Here is a 16983-nt window from a genome sequence, read left to right as displayed (position 1 = left end):
GAGAGACGACTCATGGATGTGACTGATTCCGTCGCCGCGAGCCGGCAGCGGGTCGTCGGCTTCGCGGACGTCGTACGGATTCCGCTGCGAAGGTGGCGCATCGTGCTGTCCGCCACCGCGGCCGTCACGCTCGCGGTGCTCGCCTACCTCTTTTTCTTCCCGGCGACGTATCGCGCGACAACGGTTGTCGTGCTGCGTCCCGTGGTCACCGACCCGTTCACCCTGCCGTCCAGTGGCGCCGACCGGGCCATCAACATGACCGCCGAGAACGGCATCGCCCTGGGCAACGACGTCATCGACTCGACCGCCCGGATCCTCGACCGCGATCCCGAGGCGGTCCGTGAGTCGCTCACCACCGAGGTGCCCACGGGCGGCCAGGTGCTGCGCTTCCAGTACGCCGGCGACAGCGAGCGCAGCGCGATCACCGGCGCCAACACCGCCGCGCAGACCTACCTGCGGGTCCGTGAGGACATCTACAAGCAGCAGCGGGCCGCGCTGATCCTCTCGTACGACAACACCATCAAGCAGGTGACCGGGCAGCGGCTGGCGGTGCAGAAGACGCTGCCCAACCAGAAGAGCAGCACCGACACCGCGTCGCCGCGTACCGAGGCGACGCTGGACCAGGTGAGCGCGCTCAACGACCAGATCGCCCAGCTCGCCAACGCGCGCGCCAAGGTCTCCTCGGCCGACCTGAGCCCCGGCTCGATCACCGCCGCGGCCCGCTCGCCGATCCCGTCCAGCCACGACGCCGGCCTGCTCTATCTGCTCGGCGCCGGGCTCGGCGGGCTCCTGCTGGGCATGGTCGCCGCGCACGCCCGGGAGGCGCTGGACCGCCGGGTCCGTTCCATCGACCAGGCCGCCGATCTGGTCGGGCTGCCGGCGCTCGGCGTGGTCCGCGCGGTCGGCCGGCATCACGACGAGGCCGCCGCGGCCGACGCCCGGTACGTCTCGCTGGCGGTGCTCAAGTGGATCGACCGGCATCCCGACCGCGCGCTCGTCGTGCTGTCCGGCCGCAACGACGAGGGCCGCACGACGGTGACCGGCAATCTGGCGGTCGCGCTGGCCGAGGCCGGGCAGGACGTCACGCTGGCCGCGCCGCCGGAGACCCACGAGGAGCTCAAGCGGGTGCTGTTCGCCGCGCAGAAGCGCACCCCGCCGCGTCCCCGCACGCTGTCGACGTCCGCGCCCGCCGGGCTGAACGGATCGGCGGCTGCGGGCCGTCTCGGGCTGGGCGGCACCGGTGCCACCGCGGCGCCGGGGGTCACCCGGGTCGCCGGCTCCGGCGTGCGCACCGCCGGCGCCCCCACCCAGGTGCAGACCACCTCGGCCGACCCCGAGGCCACCCTGATCATGGAGGCGCCGGTCCGGCAGACGCCCGTGGTCGCGGCCGGGTCGGCCGGAAGCGACGCGGACAGCCGGCTGCTGGTCGTGCTGATCGGCGGCGGTGTCATCCGGCTGTGCAACCTCGGCGAGGAGCCGGAGTCCGGCATCGTGGTCATCGACGCGCCCCCGTCCGACACCGACGAGCGGGGCGTCCGGGCCGCGCAGTCCGGGGTCGCGGTGCTCGTGGTGGCCCGCGACCGGACCCGTAACGCCGAGCTGTCCCGCCTGGTCGACCGGCTGCGCTCGGCCGGCGCCCAGACGGTCGGCTTCGTGCTCACCGGAGGCCGCAGTGCCTGAGAGCGCCGTGCCCGACAGCGCAGGGGAGAACGCCGTGCCGCAGACCTACCCGGAGATCACCGTCGTCGTCGCCACCCGGGACCGGCCCGGGCTGCTCGAACGCGCCGTCGCCAGCATCCTCGGCCAGGACTATCCCGGCCGGGTCGAGTGTGTCGTGGTCTACGACCACGTCGACGTGCGGGAGCTGGACGTGCCGGTCGGCCCCGACCGCTCGCTCAAGCTGATCGCCAACACCCGCCGGCAGGGACTGCCCGGCGGCCGTAACAGCGGGGTGGAGGCGGCGACCGGCGAGCTGCTGGCGTTCTGCGACGACGACGACATCTGGCTGCCGACCAAGCTGAGCCGCCAGGTCGAGCAGCTCGCCGACCCGGCGATCGGCGCGGTCAGCTGCGGCCTGCGGCTGCGCGGGCCGGGCATCGACAAGGAACGCGTGCTGGACCGCGACCGGGTCGTGCACGAGGAGCTGCTCGCCGACCGCGTGATGGAGGTGCACTCCAGCACCATGCTCGTGCGCCGGTCCACGTGGGCGGCGGCCGGCGAGGTCGACGAGGGTATCCCCGGTGGCTACAGCGAGGACTACGAGTGGCTGCTGCGGGTGTCGGCGACGACACCGATCGCGGTGGTGCGGGAGGCGCTGGTCATCGTCGACTGGCACGGGGGGTCGTTCTACTTCGGACGCTGGGCGACCATCGTCGAGGCCCAGCGGTACCTCATCGGCAAGCACCCCGAGCTGGCCACCAGCCGCGCCGGGATGGCCCGGCTGCGCGGGCAGATCGCGTTCGCGCTGGCCTCGGGCAACCGGCGGACCGAGGCGATGAAGGAGCTGGCCGCGGTCATCCGGCTGAACCCGCGGGAGAAGCGCGTGCTGGTCACCGTACCCGTCATCCTCGGTCTGATGACCGGCGAGCGGGTGCTGCGGATGGCGCAGAAGCGCGGTAAGGGGATCTGAGCGTTGGCCAGGACGATCGTGCGTGGCCGGCGGACCGCGCGGGCGTCCGCGCCGGCCCGGGCCCGCGCGGTCGCCCTGGTCGAGCCGGGCGTGCTGGAGCCGGGCGCCTGGGCGGTACGCCAGGCGAAGCTCCCGGTGTGGCCGATCGTCGGCATGTTCGCGCTGCTGCCGCTGTGGTGGGGTCTCGGGCTCTTCTACATCGCCTGGCCGCTGTTCGGCGCGGTGCTGCTGTCCCTGCTGACCTCGCGCGGCAACATCCGGCTGCCCACCGGAACCGTGCTGTGGCTGATCTTCCTGGGCATCGTCACGGTGAGCGCCACCCGCCTGAACTATGTCACCAACCTGATCATCTTCGGCCTGCGGCTCGGGCACCTGGTCACCGGTCTGCTGGTCGGCATCTACGTCTACAACCTGATCCGCGACGGCGTGCCGTGGACCAAGGTGGCCAACCCGCTGGCGATCTTCTGGCTGTCGATGGTGGCGCTGGGCTGGCTCGGCGTGCTCGTGCCGACGTTCAGCTTCCCTAGCCCGTTCGAACTGGTGCTGCCGCACGGCGTGCAGGCCGAGCGGTACATCCTCGACATCACCCACCTGGACTCGACGGAGTTCAACAAGTTCAGCCGCAACCCGATCTACCGGCCGGCGGCGCCGTACCCGTACACCAACAACTGGGGTACGGCGTACAGCTTCCTGGTGCCGTTCGTGCTCGCGTACCTGACGTCGGTGCGCCGCGGCCCGATGCGGATCGTGCTGCTGGTCTCGCTGCCGCTGTCGCTGGTCCCGGCGTTCCTGACGCTCAACCGCGGCATGTTCATCGGCCTGGGCGCCGGGGTCGCCTACCTGCTGTTCCGGGAGGTGATGCGCGGCCGGGTCCGGCTGTTGCTGCCCGTCGTCGGCATCTTGCTGATCGGCTGGATCGTCACGCTGTTCATCCCGGTCTTCGACCTGATCACCAACCGCACCTCCAGCACGGACACCACGTCGGACCGCTTCGACCTCTACGTACAGACCTGGGCCGCGGTGGTGCACTCGCCGCTGCTGGGCTTCGGCCAGCCGAACTCGGTCGACACCACGCACGCGTCCGAGCCGCTGGGCACCCAGGGCATGATCTGGCAGCTGCTCTACAGCCACGGCATCCCGGCGACGCTCTGCTTCTACCTGCTGCTGCTGGTGATCGCGCGCCGGCTGGCGGCGGCCGTGACGCCGTCCGGGCTGTGGCTGAGCGCGCTGCCGATCATCGCCGCGATCGTGACGCCGTTCTACTCCTACATCGACCCCAACATGTCGGTGCTGTTCTTCGCCCTCGGCCTCGGGCTGGCGGCGGTGGACGGGCCGGTCAACCGCAGCCCGAAGGAAGTGCCGGCATGACAGCGGTCGCCGCGCCCGGTCCCGCCGACACCGAGGTGCGCCGCAGCACCCGCAGCGGGGCCATCGGACTGGTCGGTGCGGCGGTCAACGGCGCCTTCGGATTCGTGCTCACCACCGTCATCGTCCGGGCCTTCGGTGCCGACGGCTCGGGTGCGCTGTTCAGCGTCATCGGCCTGGTCACCATCGCCGGCGCGATCTGCTGCTTCGGCGCGGACACCGGCCTGATGTGGGCCATCCCGCGGCGCCGGCTCGGCCCGCAGGGTGATGCGGCCCGGCTGTTGCCACTGGCCGTGCTGCCGACGTTCGGCCTGGCCCTGGTGGTCGCCGCGACCGGACTGCTGGCCGCCGGCCCGATCGCCCGGGCACTGCTCGACGACCCGGACGGCGCGGCGCTGATCCGTCTCGCCGCCATCGGTGTCCCGCTGGTCGTGGTCTCGACCGTGCTGCTCGCGGCGGTCCGGGCCACCCGGTCCGTGTCGGCGTACGTGGGGGTGCAGTTTCTGCTCGTGCCGATCGCCCGGCCGGTGCTGATGATCGCCGCGGTGCTGACCGGCGGCGGGGTGCTGCTCGGCTTCGGCGGCTGGCTGCTGCCGCTGGCCGCGGCCGTCGTGCTGGCGCTGCTGCTGGTCGTGCGCCCGCTCGGACTGGGTGCGGGCGCGAGCCTGCGGTCCGTACGGGCCGACTGGCGCACGTTCTGGGGCTTCGCGCTGCCCCGGGCCGCCTCGGTGGCCATCGACGCCAGCAGCATGTGGGTCGGCGTCCTGCTCACCGGCGCCCTCGCCACCCAGGCCGAGGCCGGTGTCTTCGCCGCCGTCGGCCGGTACGCGCTGGCCGGCCTGCTCATCATGCAGGGCCTGCGGGTCGCGATCGCACCGCAGCTCTCCCGGCTGCTCGGAGCCGGCCGGCGCGCCGACGCCGCCCGGGTCTACCGGCGGACCACCCTGTGGATCGTCCTGCTCTCCTGGCCGGCCTACCTGATCCTGGCCGTGTTCGCGCCGGCCTTCCTGGCGCTGTTCGGGCGTGAGTTCAGCTCCGGGGCCACCCCGATGGCTGTGCTGGCCGTCGCGATGCTCGTCAACGTCGGCGTCGGCCTGGTGCAGACCGTGCTGCTGATGAGCGGCAACAGCCGCGGGCACCTGCTCGCCACCGTCGCCGGGCTGGTGCTCAACGTCGTCGCGTGCGTGGTGCTGATCCCGCGGCACGGTGCCCTGGGCGCGGCGGTCGCCTGGTCGCTCGGCATCGTCTGCGAGAACGTGCTGGCCGCGATCCTGGCCCGGCGGGCGCTGGGCGAGCCGCTGTTCGGCCGTACCCTCGTGCTCGCCGCCGGGGTGGCGATCGCCGCGACCGGCGCCGCGGCCGCGACCGGCGTCCTGATCGCCGGCCGTGGCCTGCCCGGCCTGGCCGTCACGCTCGGCGTCATCGCCGCCGCCGGCCTCGCCGCCCTCGCCGACCGCCGCGTCCGCGCGGCCCTGCACAACGTCCGGACGCAGCTCCGGCCGGCACCGACCCAGGAGGTCTCGTCGTGACCGTGAAGGACCGGATCAAGAGCGTCGCCCCCAAGGGCGCCAAGGAACAGGTCCGTGAGCTGCTGGTCCGCTACGGCGAACGCACCAGCGACCAGCGGCCGCTGCCGGACTTCCTGGTGATCGGCACCAAGCGCGGCGGCACCACGTCGCTGTGGCGTTACCTGATCCAGCACCCGCTGGTGCCGCGGCTCTTCCCGGCGTGGAACACCAAGACCTCGCACTACTTCGAGGAGAACTGGCCGCGCGGGGAGGCCTGGTACCGCTCGCACTTCCCGACGGTGAGGCAACGCGCGGCGCTGGAACGCAAGCACGGGGCACCGCCGAAGGTGGGCGAGGCCGCGCCGCTGTACATGTTCCATCCCCTGGTGGCCGCACGGGTCGCGCAGCTGATGCCGCGGGCCCGGATGGTCGTGCTGCTCCGCGACCCGGTGGAACGCGCGTACTCGCACTGGAAGGAACGGCGTACCGAGGGTGTGGAGCCGCTGGAATTCGCGGCGGCACTGGCGGCGGAGGAGTCCCGGACGGCGGGGGAGCGGGAGAAGCTGCTCGCCGACCCGAACTACTTCAGCGAGGCCTACGACTGGTACTCGTACCGGGCCCGGGGCCGCTACCTGGAGCACCTGACGCCCTGGCTGGACCACTTCGACCGGGAGCAGCTGCTGTTCGTGGCCAGCGAGACGCTGTACCGCGAGCCGGCGGCGACGTACGCGCGGATCCTGGACTTCATCGGGCTGCCGCCGTACGACCTGGGCGCCTACGACGTCTTCAACGACCGGCCCAGCAAAGGCATGGACGACGAGGTACGCGCGGAGCTGACGGCGTACTACCGCCCGCACAACGCCGCCCTGGCCGAGCGGCTGGGCATGACCTTCGACTGGAGTTAGTCAGGGCAGCCGCTCGCCGAGGATGTCGAGCAGGGCGGGGTGCAGCTTCGGGTTCCAGCCCGCGCCCCCGCCCGACAGCTCGTACGTGCGCAGCCACAGCTCCACCAGGTAGGCGTCCGCGACGAACCGCTGCCGGACCGGATCGGCCAGACCCAGCGCGGCACCGTGACGCCGCAACGCCTCGTCCACGGCCGTCGCGCACTCGGCCGCGGGCCGTCCCCGCGTGGACAGCGCCGTCTGGAACGCCTGGTGGGCCAGGTCGAAGCCGACCGGCACGCCCGGCGCCCTGTTCTCCCAGTCCCAGACCAGCAGGCCACCCTGGTGCCGGGCCATGTTCCACGGGACCCAGTCGCCGTGCCAGTTGCCGAACTCCAGCGTCAGCTCCCGGTCGAGCTTGTCGATGGCGGCGTGGATGCGGGGATCGGCGCCCTCGGCCCGCGCCCGCCAGCCGGCCAGCAGCGCCGTCACGGGCTGGGCCTCGGTGGCGGGTGAGCCCCACCGGGCGACCGCCAGCATCGCGTCCAGGCGGGGACTGTCCGGCCTGCTGATCCGGCGTACCCGGCGGGGCATCGGCTCGATGACGGCGATCTCCCGGCCGTTCCACTGCGTGTGCAGCATCAGCCGCGGGGCGGGCGGGAAGCCGTTGCCGGTCGGCAGCTCCGCCAGGGTGGCGGCCTCCGCGCGGACCATCGCGCGGGTGCCGTCGTTCCAGCCGATCTTCGCGTAGCCGCGGGGGCGGCCGTGGGCGTCGAACAGCTGCAGGGTCGGCTTGTGGTGCGGGTCCGGCGGCCGGATGCCGATCGCGGCGTGCAGCTCCGGCTCGCCGAGCTGGTCGGCCAGGAACGAGGAGAGCAGCAGCTCGCGCTCCGGGGCGTGCACGGACAGGATCGGTGCCCGGGTCAGGCCCAGGGCGCCGACTCTGGCCAGCAGGCCGACGGCGGCGCGACCGGCCCGGACCTTGGGCGGACGCAGGGCGTTGTAGGCCAGCAGGGACGCCGCGGTGACCTTGCGGGAGGCCAGGGGGAGCAGGAAACGGGCGTGCTCCAGGGACGGGATGACCGCGTACCGGACGGTGGCGGCCGGGTCGTCGCCGACGGTCACCCGCAGCCGGGGGTCACCGAAGATGGCGCGGGTGACCCAGCCCAGCCCGTCCTGCCGGCCCCGGGGATCGGGGTCCGTCCCGACCAGCGGATCGGATGGGGTCCGCTGACCCGGGACGGACGTCCGCGTTGACTTGTTGACCACGGCGTCGACGATAGGCGATACGTGTCAGCGCTGATAGACCCGCACGTAGTCCACCACGAAGTCCGCCGGGAACTGCGTGCTCGCGTCCGGGTTGCCCAGCCAGCCGCCGACCTGGAAGTTCAGGCGCAGGTTGTACGGCTTGTTGAACGCCTTGTCGTACCAGGGAGTCGTGCTGCTGTCCCGGGTCCACACCAGCTTGCCGTCGATGTACCACTTCAGCGACTTCGCGTCCCATTCGGTGGTGTACGTGTGGAAACCGTCGGCCGGGTGCGCGCCGCCGGGCATGGCGATCCGGGTGTCCTGCTTGACCGGCGTGTAGTCCCAGAAGATGGCCGCGGTCGACTTGTCGTGCCAGCCGGGACCGCCGGGCAGCTCGGTCACGTCGATCTCACCGTTGCCGCCGTCGTCGGGGCGCAGCCAGAACGCCGGCCACAGGCCCTTGGAGCTCTCGGGCTTGTTCGGCGACTTGGCGCGGATCTCGAAGCGCCCGTACTTGAACGAGGCCTTGCCCATCGTGTCCAGATAGGACTGCGTGTACTGCCGGTTCTGCGAGCTGCACGTGGAGGACTGCTTCAGGGCCCGCAGGGTCAGGTTGCCGCCGCTGACGAAGGTGTTCTTCGGATCGTCGACGTTGCAGCCGATGTCGATCGACCGACCCTCGCCGTCGCGCAGGTTCCACTTCGACTTGTCGACGCTGCCGGAGGTGAAGTCGTCGTTGAAGACCAGGCGCCAGCCGTCGGCGGCCGGCGCGGTGGGCGCGGCCGGCGGCTTGGTGGTCGCCGGGGCGGTGGTGGCCGGCTTCGTCGCGCTCGGCGACGTGGCGGTCGGCGCGGCCGTGGTCGGCTTGGTCGAGGGCGCCGGGGGCAGGGCCGTGCTCGGCGTGCTCTTGCCCGGCGTCGGCTTGGCCTGCGTCCGGTACGACAGCACCAGCTCGGGGTGCAGGTTGTCCTTCGAGTTCTCCCGCGAGGCCCAGTAGACCCGGGTGTTGAGGCTCTCCTGGGAGAGGGCGAACGTGTAGGTGCCGTTGCCCTGCACCGAGCCCGAGACGTCGAACTCGTTGTAACCCTTGGAGACCTTGTCCAGCGCCTGCACGCTGCCGACGGCGGCGAGCTGGGCCGGGCTGCTCGCCGCGGCCAGGTCACCCGGGACGGTGCGGGCCAGGATCCGGGCGGCGAAGTCGTGCCAGGCGTAGACGCGCAGGGTGGCCTTCACCTCCGTGGCGTTGGCCGGGAGCTTGTCGACGGCGAACTGCAGGGTGGCGTCCCGGCGTCCCTTGGGGTTGCCGTCGCACAGCGCCGGGCAGCTCGCCAGGGTGGTCTTGCCGTTGGTGTCGCCGTCCTGCGGCACCTGGGTGACGGTGGTGTCGGCCACCGGCCGCAAGGTGAGACCGTCGTCGTCGCCCGCGAAGACGGGCACCAGCGTCCCGGCGGTGACGGCCAGCACCGCGGTGCCGATGATGGTGAGCGATCGGGTGCTGCGAATCCCCCGCCGCGGTGCCGGTGCATGGGCCGGCACGTGCGCCCTGCGCAACATCAACTGTCTACTTTCCTCGGAGATATTCCCTTGTGGTGGATCGACGACCGAGCGTATCCGGAACACCGTGAAGATCACATCTTCGCAAAACCGCGCCTAATGCGGGCTTAAGACTGCACTAATGCGCGGCCGACCGTTGCCCCCGTGTCCAAATCGGTCGTGTCCGCACATGTCCACCCGCCGCGGCCTGCGCGAACGTCGTTGTGCCGGTTGGCATGAATGCGGGTCGACCTGCTGTTGTGCGGCCGCTGACCACGCAGAACCGGGCGATTCACCCGGGCGGCAGCGTGCTGACGAAATCGCGGGCCCGGATCAGCCATTCCTCGAGCACATCGTCGTCGAGTTCGGCGCCGTCCACCCGGACCCAGCCCCGCATGCGCCGGCCGCCCATCTCCATCAGCCGGGTCCCCGGCCGGGTCAGCGCCTCGTCGGCGGCCGCCGGCCCGACCCGGACCATCAGGTCGTCGCCGGTGACCCCGACGGTGAGCCGGCCGTCGGTCAGGAAGGCCAGCGAGCCGAACATCCGCTTGTCGGTCACCCCGGGCAGCTCGGCCAGCCGGTCGCGGACCCGCTCGGCCAGGGCCTCGTCGTAAGCCATGACCCGACCGTACCGCTGGCAGGCGATGCCTAGGCTCGGCGTCATGCTCCGCCGGACAGCGGCCGTCGTGGTCACCCTGATCGCCCTGGTCGCGGCCGTGCGGCTGGTCGCCCCGCAGGACACCTCGGGGGTACGCCGGCAGCTGACGTTCCTGCGCGCGCAGCTCGACGCCGGCGCCGCCCAGGAAGCTCAGGAACTGTTCCCGGAGGGCTACTTCTTCCTGTACGCCCTCTACGGCCTCGCCCGCGTCGACCTCGGCCGTACCGCGGCGGACCCGGCCGAGGACGCTCGCGAGGCCCGCTGGGCGCTGGCCCAGCTGGAGTCACCGGCCGGTCGGCGGCCGTTCGACGCTGCTCTCACCCCCGCGTACGGCGTCTTCTATCAGGGCTGGACCAACTGGCTCCGAGGCGGCGTTCTCTCTCTGGGGCCGGACCCGGCGCTGCGGCGGGACTTCGAGTCCGCGTCCGCGGCGCTGGCCACGGCCCTGGACGCGGCGGCGACGCCGTACCTGGCGGCCTATCCGGGACAGGCCTGGCCGGTCGATACGACGGTCGCGGTCGCCTCCCTACGCCTGCACGACAAGCTCCTGACACCCCGGTACGCCGGCACGACCGGTCGCTGGCTGGCCGGAGTCCGGCAGCGCCTCGACCCGGCGACCGGGCTGCTGCCGCACACTGTCGATCCGGTGTCGGGCCGGCCCACCTCGGGCGCCCGGGGCACGTCGCAGAGCATCATCCAGCGGTTCCTGGTCGACATCGACCCGGCGTTCGCGCGCGAGCAGTATCTGCGGTTCCGGTCCCTGTTCGTGGTGCGGCCGCTGCGGCTGGGGCCCGCGGTGCGGGAGTATCCGCGCGGGACGGACGGGCCGGCGGACGTGGACTCGGGTCCGCTGCCGCTGGGTGTGAGCCTGTCGGCCACCGCGGTGACGCTGGGCGCGGCCGCCGTGCAGGGCGACCGGCAACTGGCCGGGGCGCTGGGCAACTACGGGGAGCTGATCGGCGTACCGGTGTCGACGCCGTGGTCCAAGCGCTATGCGGCCGGCGCGCTGCCGATCGGTGACGCCTTCCTGGCGTGGTCGAAGACCGCGCGGCCGTGGGTGGCCGACCCGCCGGCGCCACTGCCGAACGGGGTGGACCGGTTCTGGCGGTTGCCGTTCCTGGCGCTGTTGGCGTTGGCCGTGCTACTCGCCTGGTTCCCGGTCGCCCGCGCTCGTCTTGTCGTCGTCTAGATCTGCCGCGCCGATGCATTTCGCCTGGTAGAGGGTCCGCTCGGCCGAGACGAAATAGACACAAGACCGTACCCACGGGGCCATCCGGCCTAAAAGTCCAATTCCCCCACAACTCGGCAATCCGCTGGTTACAGTACGGACGGCGCAGTTCCGAAGTGCGAGTTATGTCCCCGCGCTAGGTGCCCGCGCCAACCGGTTCACGCCGGCGCACCACAAGCCGTCGCGTGCGGCACCGAGAAAGGCAAACCCGTCGAGAGGCGGGGACGCAAAGCCAGGGACCTCCCGAGCGGGAGGCGGCCCAGCCGCCGAAGGAGACAGAAACACATGCGCTATTCACCAGCCCATGCGGCCAAGAGCGGCTCGGTTCCGTTCATGCTGCGTGGCCCCAAGTCGCTGCGGACGGCAATGACGGCCGCGGTCGCGGGAGTCGTCGGCCTGGTGCCGACCATCCTGATCGCGTCCCCCGCGTCGGCCGCGACGAACGGAGTGACCGTCACTGCGCCGTCCGCGGTCAAAGAAGGCCAGGACGCGGTGTTCACCGTCCAGCGCGACGCGGGCCCCGGTACCGGACTGGTTACTTACACGCTGAGCACCCAGAACGGTAGTGCCATCGCCGGCTCGAACGGCGACTACATCGCCAACCCGCAGCCTGCGACTGTGTCTCTGGCACCGGGCGCCAGCGCGACAGTGGTCGTGAAGACGAGGGTCGACGGGGATCTCGCGGAGGCGGACGAGACCTTTGACCTCACTGCCACCAGTCAGAGCGTGGCCCCCGTCGGCAGTGACTACGACACGGCCACCATTGAGGACGCCGGCGAGGAGCCGACGTATCGCCTGACCTCGGTCAGCCCCTTCGACGAGACGGCCGGCACCAAGCCCAGTGGTGTCGCTCCCAACATCGTGATGGTGCAGGACAACAAGAAGGTCCGGATCACGGCAACGCTGTCCAATCCGGCCGGGAGCACCATCGACATCCCGGTCGAGACCGCGGACGGTACTGCTGTCGACGAGGTCGCCAACCCGGATCACCCGGACTACAAGTCGCTCCCGGGTGGCGCGAAGATCACGATTCCGCAGAACCAGACCAGCGGTTACATCGATGTCGAGGTTGTTGACGACAAGCGCAACGAAGATGCCCTCCAGGACTTCAAGGTCCAGGTGAGCGGGGCGGTGACGGGCGCCATCCCGCTGAACACCACGGCGGGTGAGACCACGATCAACATCAAGGACGACGACGCTGCGCCGTCGGTCAGCCTCGGCGGTGCCGGCCAGGTGGCGGAGGGATCCCCGCTCGGGTTCCCGCTGCTGCTGACCGCGGCCTCGGAGAAGGAGATCACGGTCAACGTCAGCACTTCTGACGGACCGGCCACAGCTCAGGCGGCAAGCGCCACCGCGGGCAAGGACTACACCCCGCTCGCGGGGACGACGGTCACGTTCCCCGCGGACTCGGTGTCGCAGACGGCGCTCGTCGACACCATCGACGACAACGACGTGGAGAGCAGCCCCGAGGCACTCACGGCGACAATCTCCAGCCCCGTCAACGCAGCCCTCGGCACGCCGACCAGCGCCAGCGGCGCGATCAGCGACAATGAGGCCGCGCCGCAGGTCTCGCTCAGCGTCAACCAGGTGAGCCCGGAAGGTAACACCAGCACCAAGAAGACGGAGATCGAGCTCACGCTGGACAAGGCGTCGACGATCCCGGTCATCGTGGACTGGACCCTCGGCGGCGGCACTGCCACGGCGGGTGTGGACTACAAGTCGGCTTCGGGCTCGATCACGATTCCCGCGGGGGCGACCTCGCTGACGATCCCGGCCGGCTCGACCGTCGGCAAGATCGTGGTCGAGACGATCGGTGACACGATCTACGAGCCCGGCGACGAGATCGTGAACATCAACTTCTCGAGCCCGAACATGTCGGTCAACACCTCGAGCCTGGGCCCGCAGCCGTTCACCATCGTCGACGACGACACCCAGCCCAGCTTCACCGTCGGGAACGCGACCTTCGACGAGGGCGACGTGACCAACAAGGTCAAGTTCCCCGTCACGCTGTCGGGTGTCACCAACGGAGACGTCGACCTCGTCGCCACGCTGACCCCGGTCACCGCCGACCCCACCGCGGGCGCGATCGGCAGCCGGGACTACGACGTGCCGACTGCCGCGGTGACGATCCCGGCGGGCAGCACCACCGGCTACGTCGAAATCACTCTCAACGGCGACAAGGTCTACGAGGGTGACGAGACGGCCACGCTCTCCCTGACCCGGGCGCCCGGCGAGACTCTCGTCGCGGCCGGGGCGGCGCCGGGTGGTTCGCACAGCGCCACGTTGACGATCAAGGACAACGATCCCGTCCCGACGCTCAAGTTCAACGGTGGTTCCGGGACCGAGGGCACCACGCTCAAGGTGAGCGCCACCCCGGTCGGCACGGCGCAGGCGGACATCCCGCTCACGCTGACGCTGGGATCCAGCGGCGAGGACGCTGCCGAGACGGCGGACTACGACGAGAACGTGCTCGCCACCTACACCCTGCTCGCGGGTACCACCAGCGAGATCCCGCTGGGCACGCTGGACCTGAACAACGACTCCATCGACGAGCCGGTCGAGACGATCGAACTCACGGCGACGGAGACGGTGCCGAGCGCGATCGGCTACAAGACCAACGTCGGCAACTACCGCATCAACGACGACGCGGGTGACCTGCCGCCGGCCGTCTCGGTCAGCAGCGAGTCCATCAAGGAGGGCGAGGGTTCGGTCGACCTGGACATCTCGCTGACCTTCGACGAGGACACGACGTCCACCGAGCAGACCATCTCGGTGCCGTGGTGGACCGTCGACGGCTCGGCCAAGGCCGGCAGCGACTACACCAAGTCGGGTGGCACCGCCACGATCACGCCGACGCACGACTCGACCACGATCAACGTGCCGATCATCAACGACAAGACCAAGGAGTCCGACGAGGACTTCGAGGTCATGCTCGGCAAGGCCGGCCCCGCCGGCGTGGTCGTCAAGCAGGGCACCGGCTCGGTCACGATCATGGACGACAACGACACCGTGACGCCGGTGGCCACCACCCTGGCCGCCAGCACCACCGTGCGGGTCGGCCCGGGCACTGTCACCCTGAGCGGCAGCGCCACGCCGGGCTCCACCGTGGTTCCCATGGCCCAGACGCTCGGCAGCACCGCCGGTCTCCAGCCGTACGGTGAGTCGTTCGAGGTCGGCGCCAGCGGCAAGTTCTCGTTCGCGGGCTCGCTGACCAGCCGGGGCACCCAGTTCGCGGTCGAGGTCGACGGTGTCCGGTCGAAGTCGGTCACCGTGTACCTCAAGGAGACGCCGGTCATCGGCGGTTCGTCGCCCCGCAAGGGTGCCGCCACGCTCACCGTGACCGGCAACCCGAAGGTCCGTGGCCTCTCGGTGCGGCTCGAGCGCCGCAACGCCAACGGCACCTGGACGACCGTCGGCACCGGCATCCTGAACGCCAACGGGCAGTACAGCCGGACCGTCACCGGACTGCGGTCCAAGTCGGCCTACACCTTCCGGGCGCTCGTGGGTTCCAACGCCAACTTCGGCATCCTGAGCAACTGGACCGGCACCAAGCGCATCGTCAGCAAGTGATCCGGTCCGGTCGCTAGCGACCGGGTCAGACAGCACGAAGGAGGGGCGGCCCACACGGGCCGCCCCTCCGCCGTTCGCCAGTACTCCTACAGCCCGGTCACCGTGACGTCGGAGAAGCGGAAGCGCGTGTTGTCACCGCGGATGCCGATGGGTGCCCCGGCCCGGATCGGCGCACAGCCGACCCCGGTGTCCACCGCGCTGACCATGGCCCGGCCCTCGACGTACAGCACGACGGTGACCGAGCCGCCCGGGTTGTTGCGCACCGTTGCCGACACCTGCCGCCACTTGTTGCGCACGATCGGCGCACCGGGGACCTCGGCGCCCAGCGTGTAGTAGGTGCCGCCGTTCACCGGGCCGCCCGCGCACTTCTTCTTGATCAGCACCATGCCGTCGCGGCGGGCCACGCTGGCTGCGTACAGCTCGTACTGCGACTTGTGGCGCAGCCAGATGTGGACCCCGTCGTAGCTGCTCTCCGGGGTGTACGCGGTCGACGTCTGATGGGCGATGTTCAGCCGGAACGCGACCTGCACGTCGGTGAAGTCCCGCCGTACGGAATGCATCCGGAAGACCGACGACCCGGTGCTGACCGCCGAGCGCGGGCCCGGGGAGCCGTCGTCGATCTTCCCGGTGTCGCCGGTGCCGCCGGCGGCGAACAGCGAACCGGTGGTGACGTGCCAGACCGCCGAGCGCAACGCCTGCTTGCTCCTCGGGTTGTGGTACGCGAACGAGTTGGTGACCAGGCCCGACTTCCGGCCCAGCGCCGGCCGGTAGACGACCCGACGCTGGGCGGGGGCGACCGCGGCGACCGTGACGTCATCAACCGTCGTGGCCCCCGGGAAGTCGACGCCGATCCGCTCGGTGCCGGACGGCACAGCGGGCGTGGTGGTGGCCAGTGGTGCCCACGCCGCCGACCGCCCGTACGGCGTCCCGTCGAACCACTTCCGCCACCCCGCACCGGCGCTGTACGTGTAAGCGACCGCCCGCACCATCGCCCCCGCCTGATACGACGCGCCGATGGTGTAGGCCCGTCCCGGAGCAACAGCGAAGCCGCACCCGTCGGCCGGCTGCCAGCACGGCTGCGGCGCCGCGGGAACGTCCGCGCGGGCGGGTGCGCTCAGCAGCATGCCCGGCATCACGGCGGCCGTTGCCACGGCGGCCAGCTTCTGAATCCTGCGCACCGTGCGACCCCCGGCTCAGCTCACGCCGCCCCCAGCTGGGCCGCGTAGCCGCAACTGTCGGGAGCCGGGCCGCGGAGCTGAGAAGTACCGGCCCCGCGACCCGGCGCACAACCGGATCGCACCGGTCAGGTACCCCGGATGGTGAAGGCCGGCGACATGCTCCCGGCATGGCTCGTGTCGCCGGGCGCGTAGACCCGGTACGTCCAGACACCCACGCCGGGCGGCGTGGCCACGACGGTGTAGCGGGAACTGGCCCTGGTCCCGGCGGTGCCCACCGTCCGCCATTCGGTGCCGTACAGCCGCTGCAGCTGCACGACCTTGCCCTGGACCGGCGGGGCCACCGACCCGTTGACGGCGACGTTCGTCCCGGTCGGGGCCGACGTGGCGGCCGGGGTCGCGCTGACCACGAACTTGTACCGGGGGAAGGCGGCGTCGCCGCCGATCCGGGTGGACCGCTGTCCGGGCACGTTGGCTGCCGGCACCCAGGCGCACATCACGACCTGGTACAGCTGGCCGGCCGGGAAGATCCGCTGGTAACGGCCGTTGGCGTCGGTCCGGGCGGTAGCCGTGGAGATGCCGTCCTCGGGGCAGGAGTTGTCCAGGCCGACCGCGATCGGCAGCCGCGGCCACGGAAGGCCGGTGTCCTTGTCCGTCACCCGCACCGTCTGCGTGACCGCGGCGTTCGGCATGACCGGGTCCGGTGTCACGGTCACGTCGACCACCGGCGTGTGGGAGCTGAGCACCGTCACCGCCGGGGTCTCGATGACCGTGCGCGGGTCGACGTCGAGGGTGTTGCCCGCCTCGTCCTGCGCGACGACCTGAACCGGCTGCTCGCGGGCCGCCCAGTCCGAGGTGACCGCAACCACGCCGGTCCACACGCCGTCCTGGGGGATACCGGTGCCGAACACCAGACTCACCGGGACTCCCCGGCTCCCGAAGAACAGGAACGGCGACGTGCCACCGGCGCCGTCGTACCTGGTCACCACGCCGACGTCATCGGTGAGGCGCACGCTCACGGTGAGCAGCTCCACATCGGTGCCGGCCACGGTGATCGATTCGCGGGACAGGTCGATCGAGGCGAGCTCCGGCGCGGTGGTGTCGGCCCCGGCCCCTCGCGCGGGCGTGCCGGTGAGCAGCAGCAGGATGCCGGCCAGCACGGCGGTACGACGCCGGAACGCATTCATA

Annotated in this window: 12 protein-coding genes and 1 riboswitch; of the genes, 7 read left to right on the top strand and 5 right to left on the bottom strand. The window is 71.2% G+C overall.

Going from position 1 to position 16983, the window contains the following annotated elements:
- Positions 1–12 precede the first annotated feature (12 nt).
- Genes ACQP2Y_RS36910 through ACQP2Y_RS36890 form a run of 5 tightly spaced genes read left to right on the top strand, consistent with a single transcriptional unit; the run spans position 13 to position 6407 of the window.
- Positions 13–1680 carry a hypothetical protein gene (locus ACQP2Y_RS36910; RefSeq protein WP_433720811.1) on the top strand — a complete coding sequence of 556 codons (1668 nt, stop codon included), beginning with the start codon at positions 13–15 and terminating at the stop codon, positions 1678–1680.
- Positions 1673–2629 (top strand): glycosyltransferase family 2 protein, encoded by a 957-nt coding sequence (locus tag ACQP2Y_RS36905; protein WP_433720809.1) that lies wholly within the window; start codon positions 1673–1675, stop codon positions 2627–2629. Before ACQP2Y_RS36910 ends, ACQP2Y_RS36905 begins: the two co-directional genes overlap by 8 nt.
- Before the next feature lie 3 nt (positions 2630–2632).
- On the top strand, positions 2633–3997 hold the full coding sequence (locus ACQP2Y_RS36900; RefSeq protein WP_433720807.1) for an O-antigen ligase family protein: 1365 nt from the start codon (positions 2633–2635) through the stop codon (positions 3995–3997).
- Positions 3994–5523, top strand: a complete 1530-nt coding sequence (locus tag ACQP2Y_RS36895) for a lipopolysaccharide biosynthesis protein (protein ID WP_433720805.1) — start codon at positions 3994–3996, stop codon at positions 5521–5523. Before ACQP2Y_RS36900 ends, ACQP2Y_RS36895 begins: the two co-directional genes overlap by 4 nt.
- Positions 5524–5525: 2 nt before the next feature.
- Positions 5526–6407: a sulfotransferase domain-containing protein gene (locus ACQP2Y_RS36890; RefSeq protein WP_433732201.1), complete on the top strand. Its 882-nt coding sequence runs from the start codon at positions 5526–5528 to the stop codon at positions 6405–6407.
- Here ACQP2Y_RS36890 and ACQP2Y_RS36885 read toward each other — a convergent pair whose 3' ends face one another.
- The 3 genes from ACQP2Y_RS36885 to ACQP2Y_RS36875 all read right to left on the bottom strand — a co-directional run bounded on the left by ACQP2Y_RS36885 (position 6408) and on the right by ACQP2Y_RS36875 (position 9783).
- On the bottom strand, positions 6408–7595 hold the full coding sequence (locus ACQP2Y_RS36885) for a hypothetical protein (protein WP_433732199.1): 1188 nt from the start codon (positions 7593–7595) through the stop codon (positions 6408–6410).
- Positions 7596–7676: 81 nt separating this feature from the next.
- Complete coding sequence (locus ACQP2Y_RS36880) at positions 7677–9185, bottom strand: family 16 glycosylhydrolase (protein WP_433720803.1); 1509 nt, start codon at positions 9183–9185, stop codon at positions 7677–7679.
- A 271-nt stretch (positions 9186–9456) separates the two neighbouring features.
- Complete coding sequence (locus ACQP2Y_RS36875; protein ID WP_360816065.1) at positions 9457–9783, bottom strand: TfoX/Sxy family protein; 327 nt, start codon at positions 9781–9783, stop codon at positions 9457–9459.
- Positions 9784–9826: 43 nt separating this feature from the next.
- On the opposite strand from ACQP2Y_RS36875, the gene ACQP2Y_RS36870 reads away from it, so the two are divergent.
- Together ACQP2Y_RS36870 and ACQP2Y_RS36865 are read left to right on the top strand one after the other, a co-directional pair.
- A complete protein-coding gene (locus tag ACQP2Y_RS36870; protein WP_433720800.1) occupies positions 9827–11011 on the top strand; it encodes a hypothetical protein in 1185 nt (394 codons plus the stop codon).
- A gap of 230 nt (positions 11012–11241) precedes the next feature.
- Positions 11242–11321, top strand: a riboswitch (cyclic di-GMP riboswitch).
- A gap of 14 nt (positions 11322–11335) precedes the next feature.
- Complete coding sequence (locus tag ACQP2Y_RS36865; protein ID WP_433720798.1) at positions 11336–14620, top strand: Calx-beta domain-containing protein; 3285 nt, start codon at positions 11336–11338, stop codon at positions 14618–14620.
- 86 nt (positions 14621–14706) lie between these two features.
- Here the strand turns inward: ACQP2Y_RS36865 and ACQP2Y_RS36860 are convergent, their stop codons facing one another.
- Together ACQP2Y_RS36860 and ACQP2Y_RS36855 are read right to left on the bottom strand one after the other, a co-directional pair.
- Positions 14707–15798, bottom strand: a complete 1092-nt coding sequence (locus tag ACQP2Y_RS36860) for a hypothetical protein (protein ID WP_433720796.1) — start codon at positions 15796–15798, stop codon at positions 14707–14709.
- A gap of 125 nt (positions 15799–15923) precedes the next feature.
- Entirely contained in the window at positions 15924–16982 is a 1059-nt protein-coding gene (locus tag ACQP2Y_RS36855) for a hypothetical protein (protein WP_433720794.1), read from the bottom strand.
- Position 16983: the final 1 nt, after the last annotated feature.

The sequence above is a fragment of the Actinoplanes sp. CA-051413 genome (assembly GCF_050955795.1).
GTDB lineage: Bacteria > Actinomycetota > Actinomycetes > Mycobacteriales > Micromonosporaceae > Actinoplanes.
Note: the sequence above shows the minus strand (reverse complement) of the source record. Positions and strands in the feature narration are given on the sequence as shown.

What these genes read in the sequence shown, in the direction of transcription:
- ACQP2Y_RS36880 (WP_433720803.1), bottom strand. Translation starts at nt 9,185, where the DNA reads ATGTTGCGCAGGGCGCACGTGCCGGCCCATGCACCGGCACCGCGGCGG.
- ACQP2Y_RS36910 (WP_433720811.1), top strand. Translation starts at nt 13, where the DNA reads ATGGATGTGACTGATTCCGTCGCCGCGAGCCGGCAGCGGGTCGTCGGC.
- ACQP2Y_RS36865 (WP_433720798.1), top strand. Translation starts at nt 11,336, where the DNA reads ATGCGCTATTCACCAGCCCATGCGGCCAAGAGCGGCTCGGTTCCGTTC.
- ACQP2Y_RS36875 (WP_360816065.1), bottom strand. Translation starts at nt 9,783, where the DNA reads ATGGCTTACGACGAGGCCCTGGCCGAGCGGGTCCGCGACCGGCTGGCC.
- ACQP2Y_RS36870 (WP_433720800.1), top strand. Translation starts at nt 9,827, where the DNA reads ATGCTCCGCCGGACAGCGGCCGTCGTGGTCACCCTGATCGCCCTGGTC.
- ACQP2Y_RS36855 (WP_433720794.1), bottom strand. Translation starts at nt 16,982, where the DNA reads ATGAATGCGTTCCGGCGTCGTACCGCCGTGCTGGCCGGCATCCTGCTG.
- ACQP2Y_RS36895 (WP_433720805.1), top strand. Translation starts at nt 3,994, where the DNA reads ATGACAGCGGTCGCCGCGCCCGGTCCCGCCGACACCGAGGTGCGCCGC.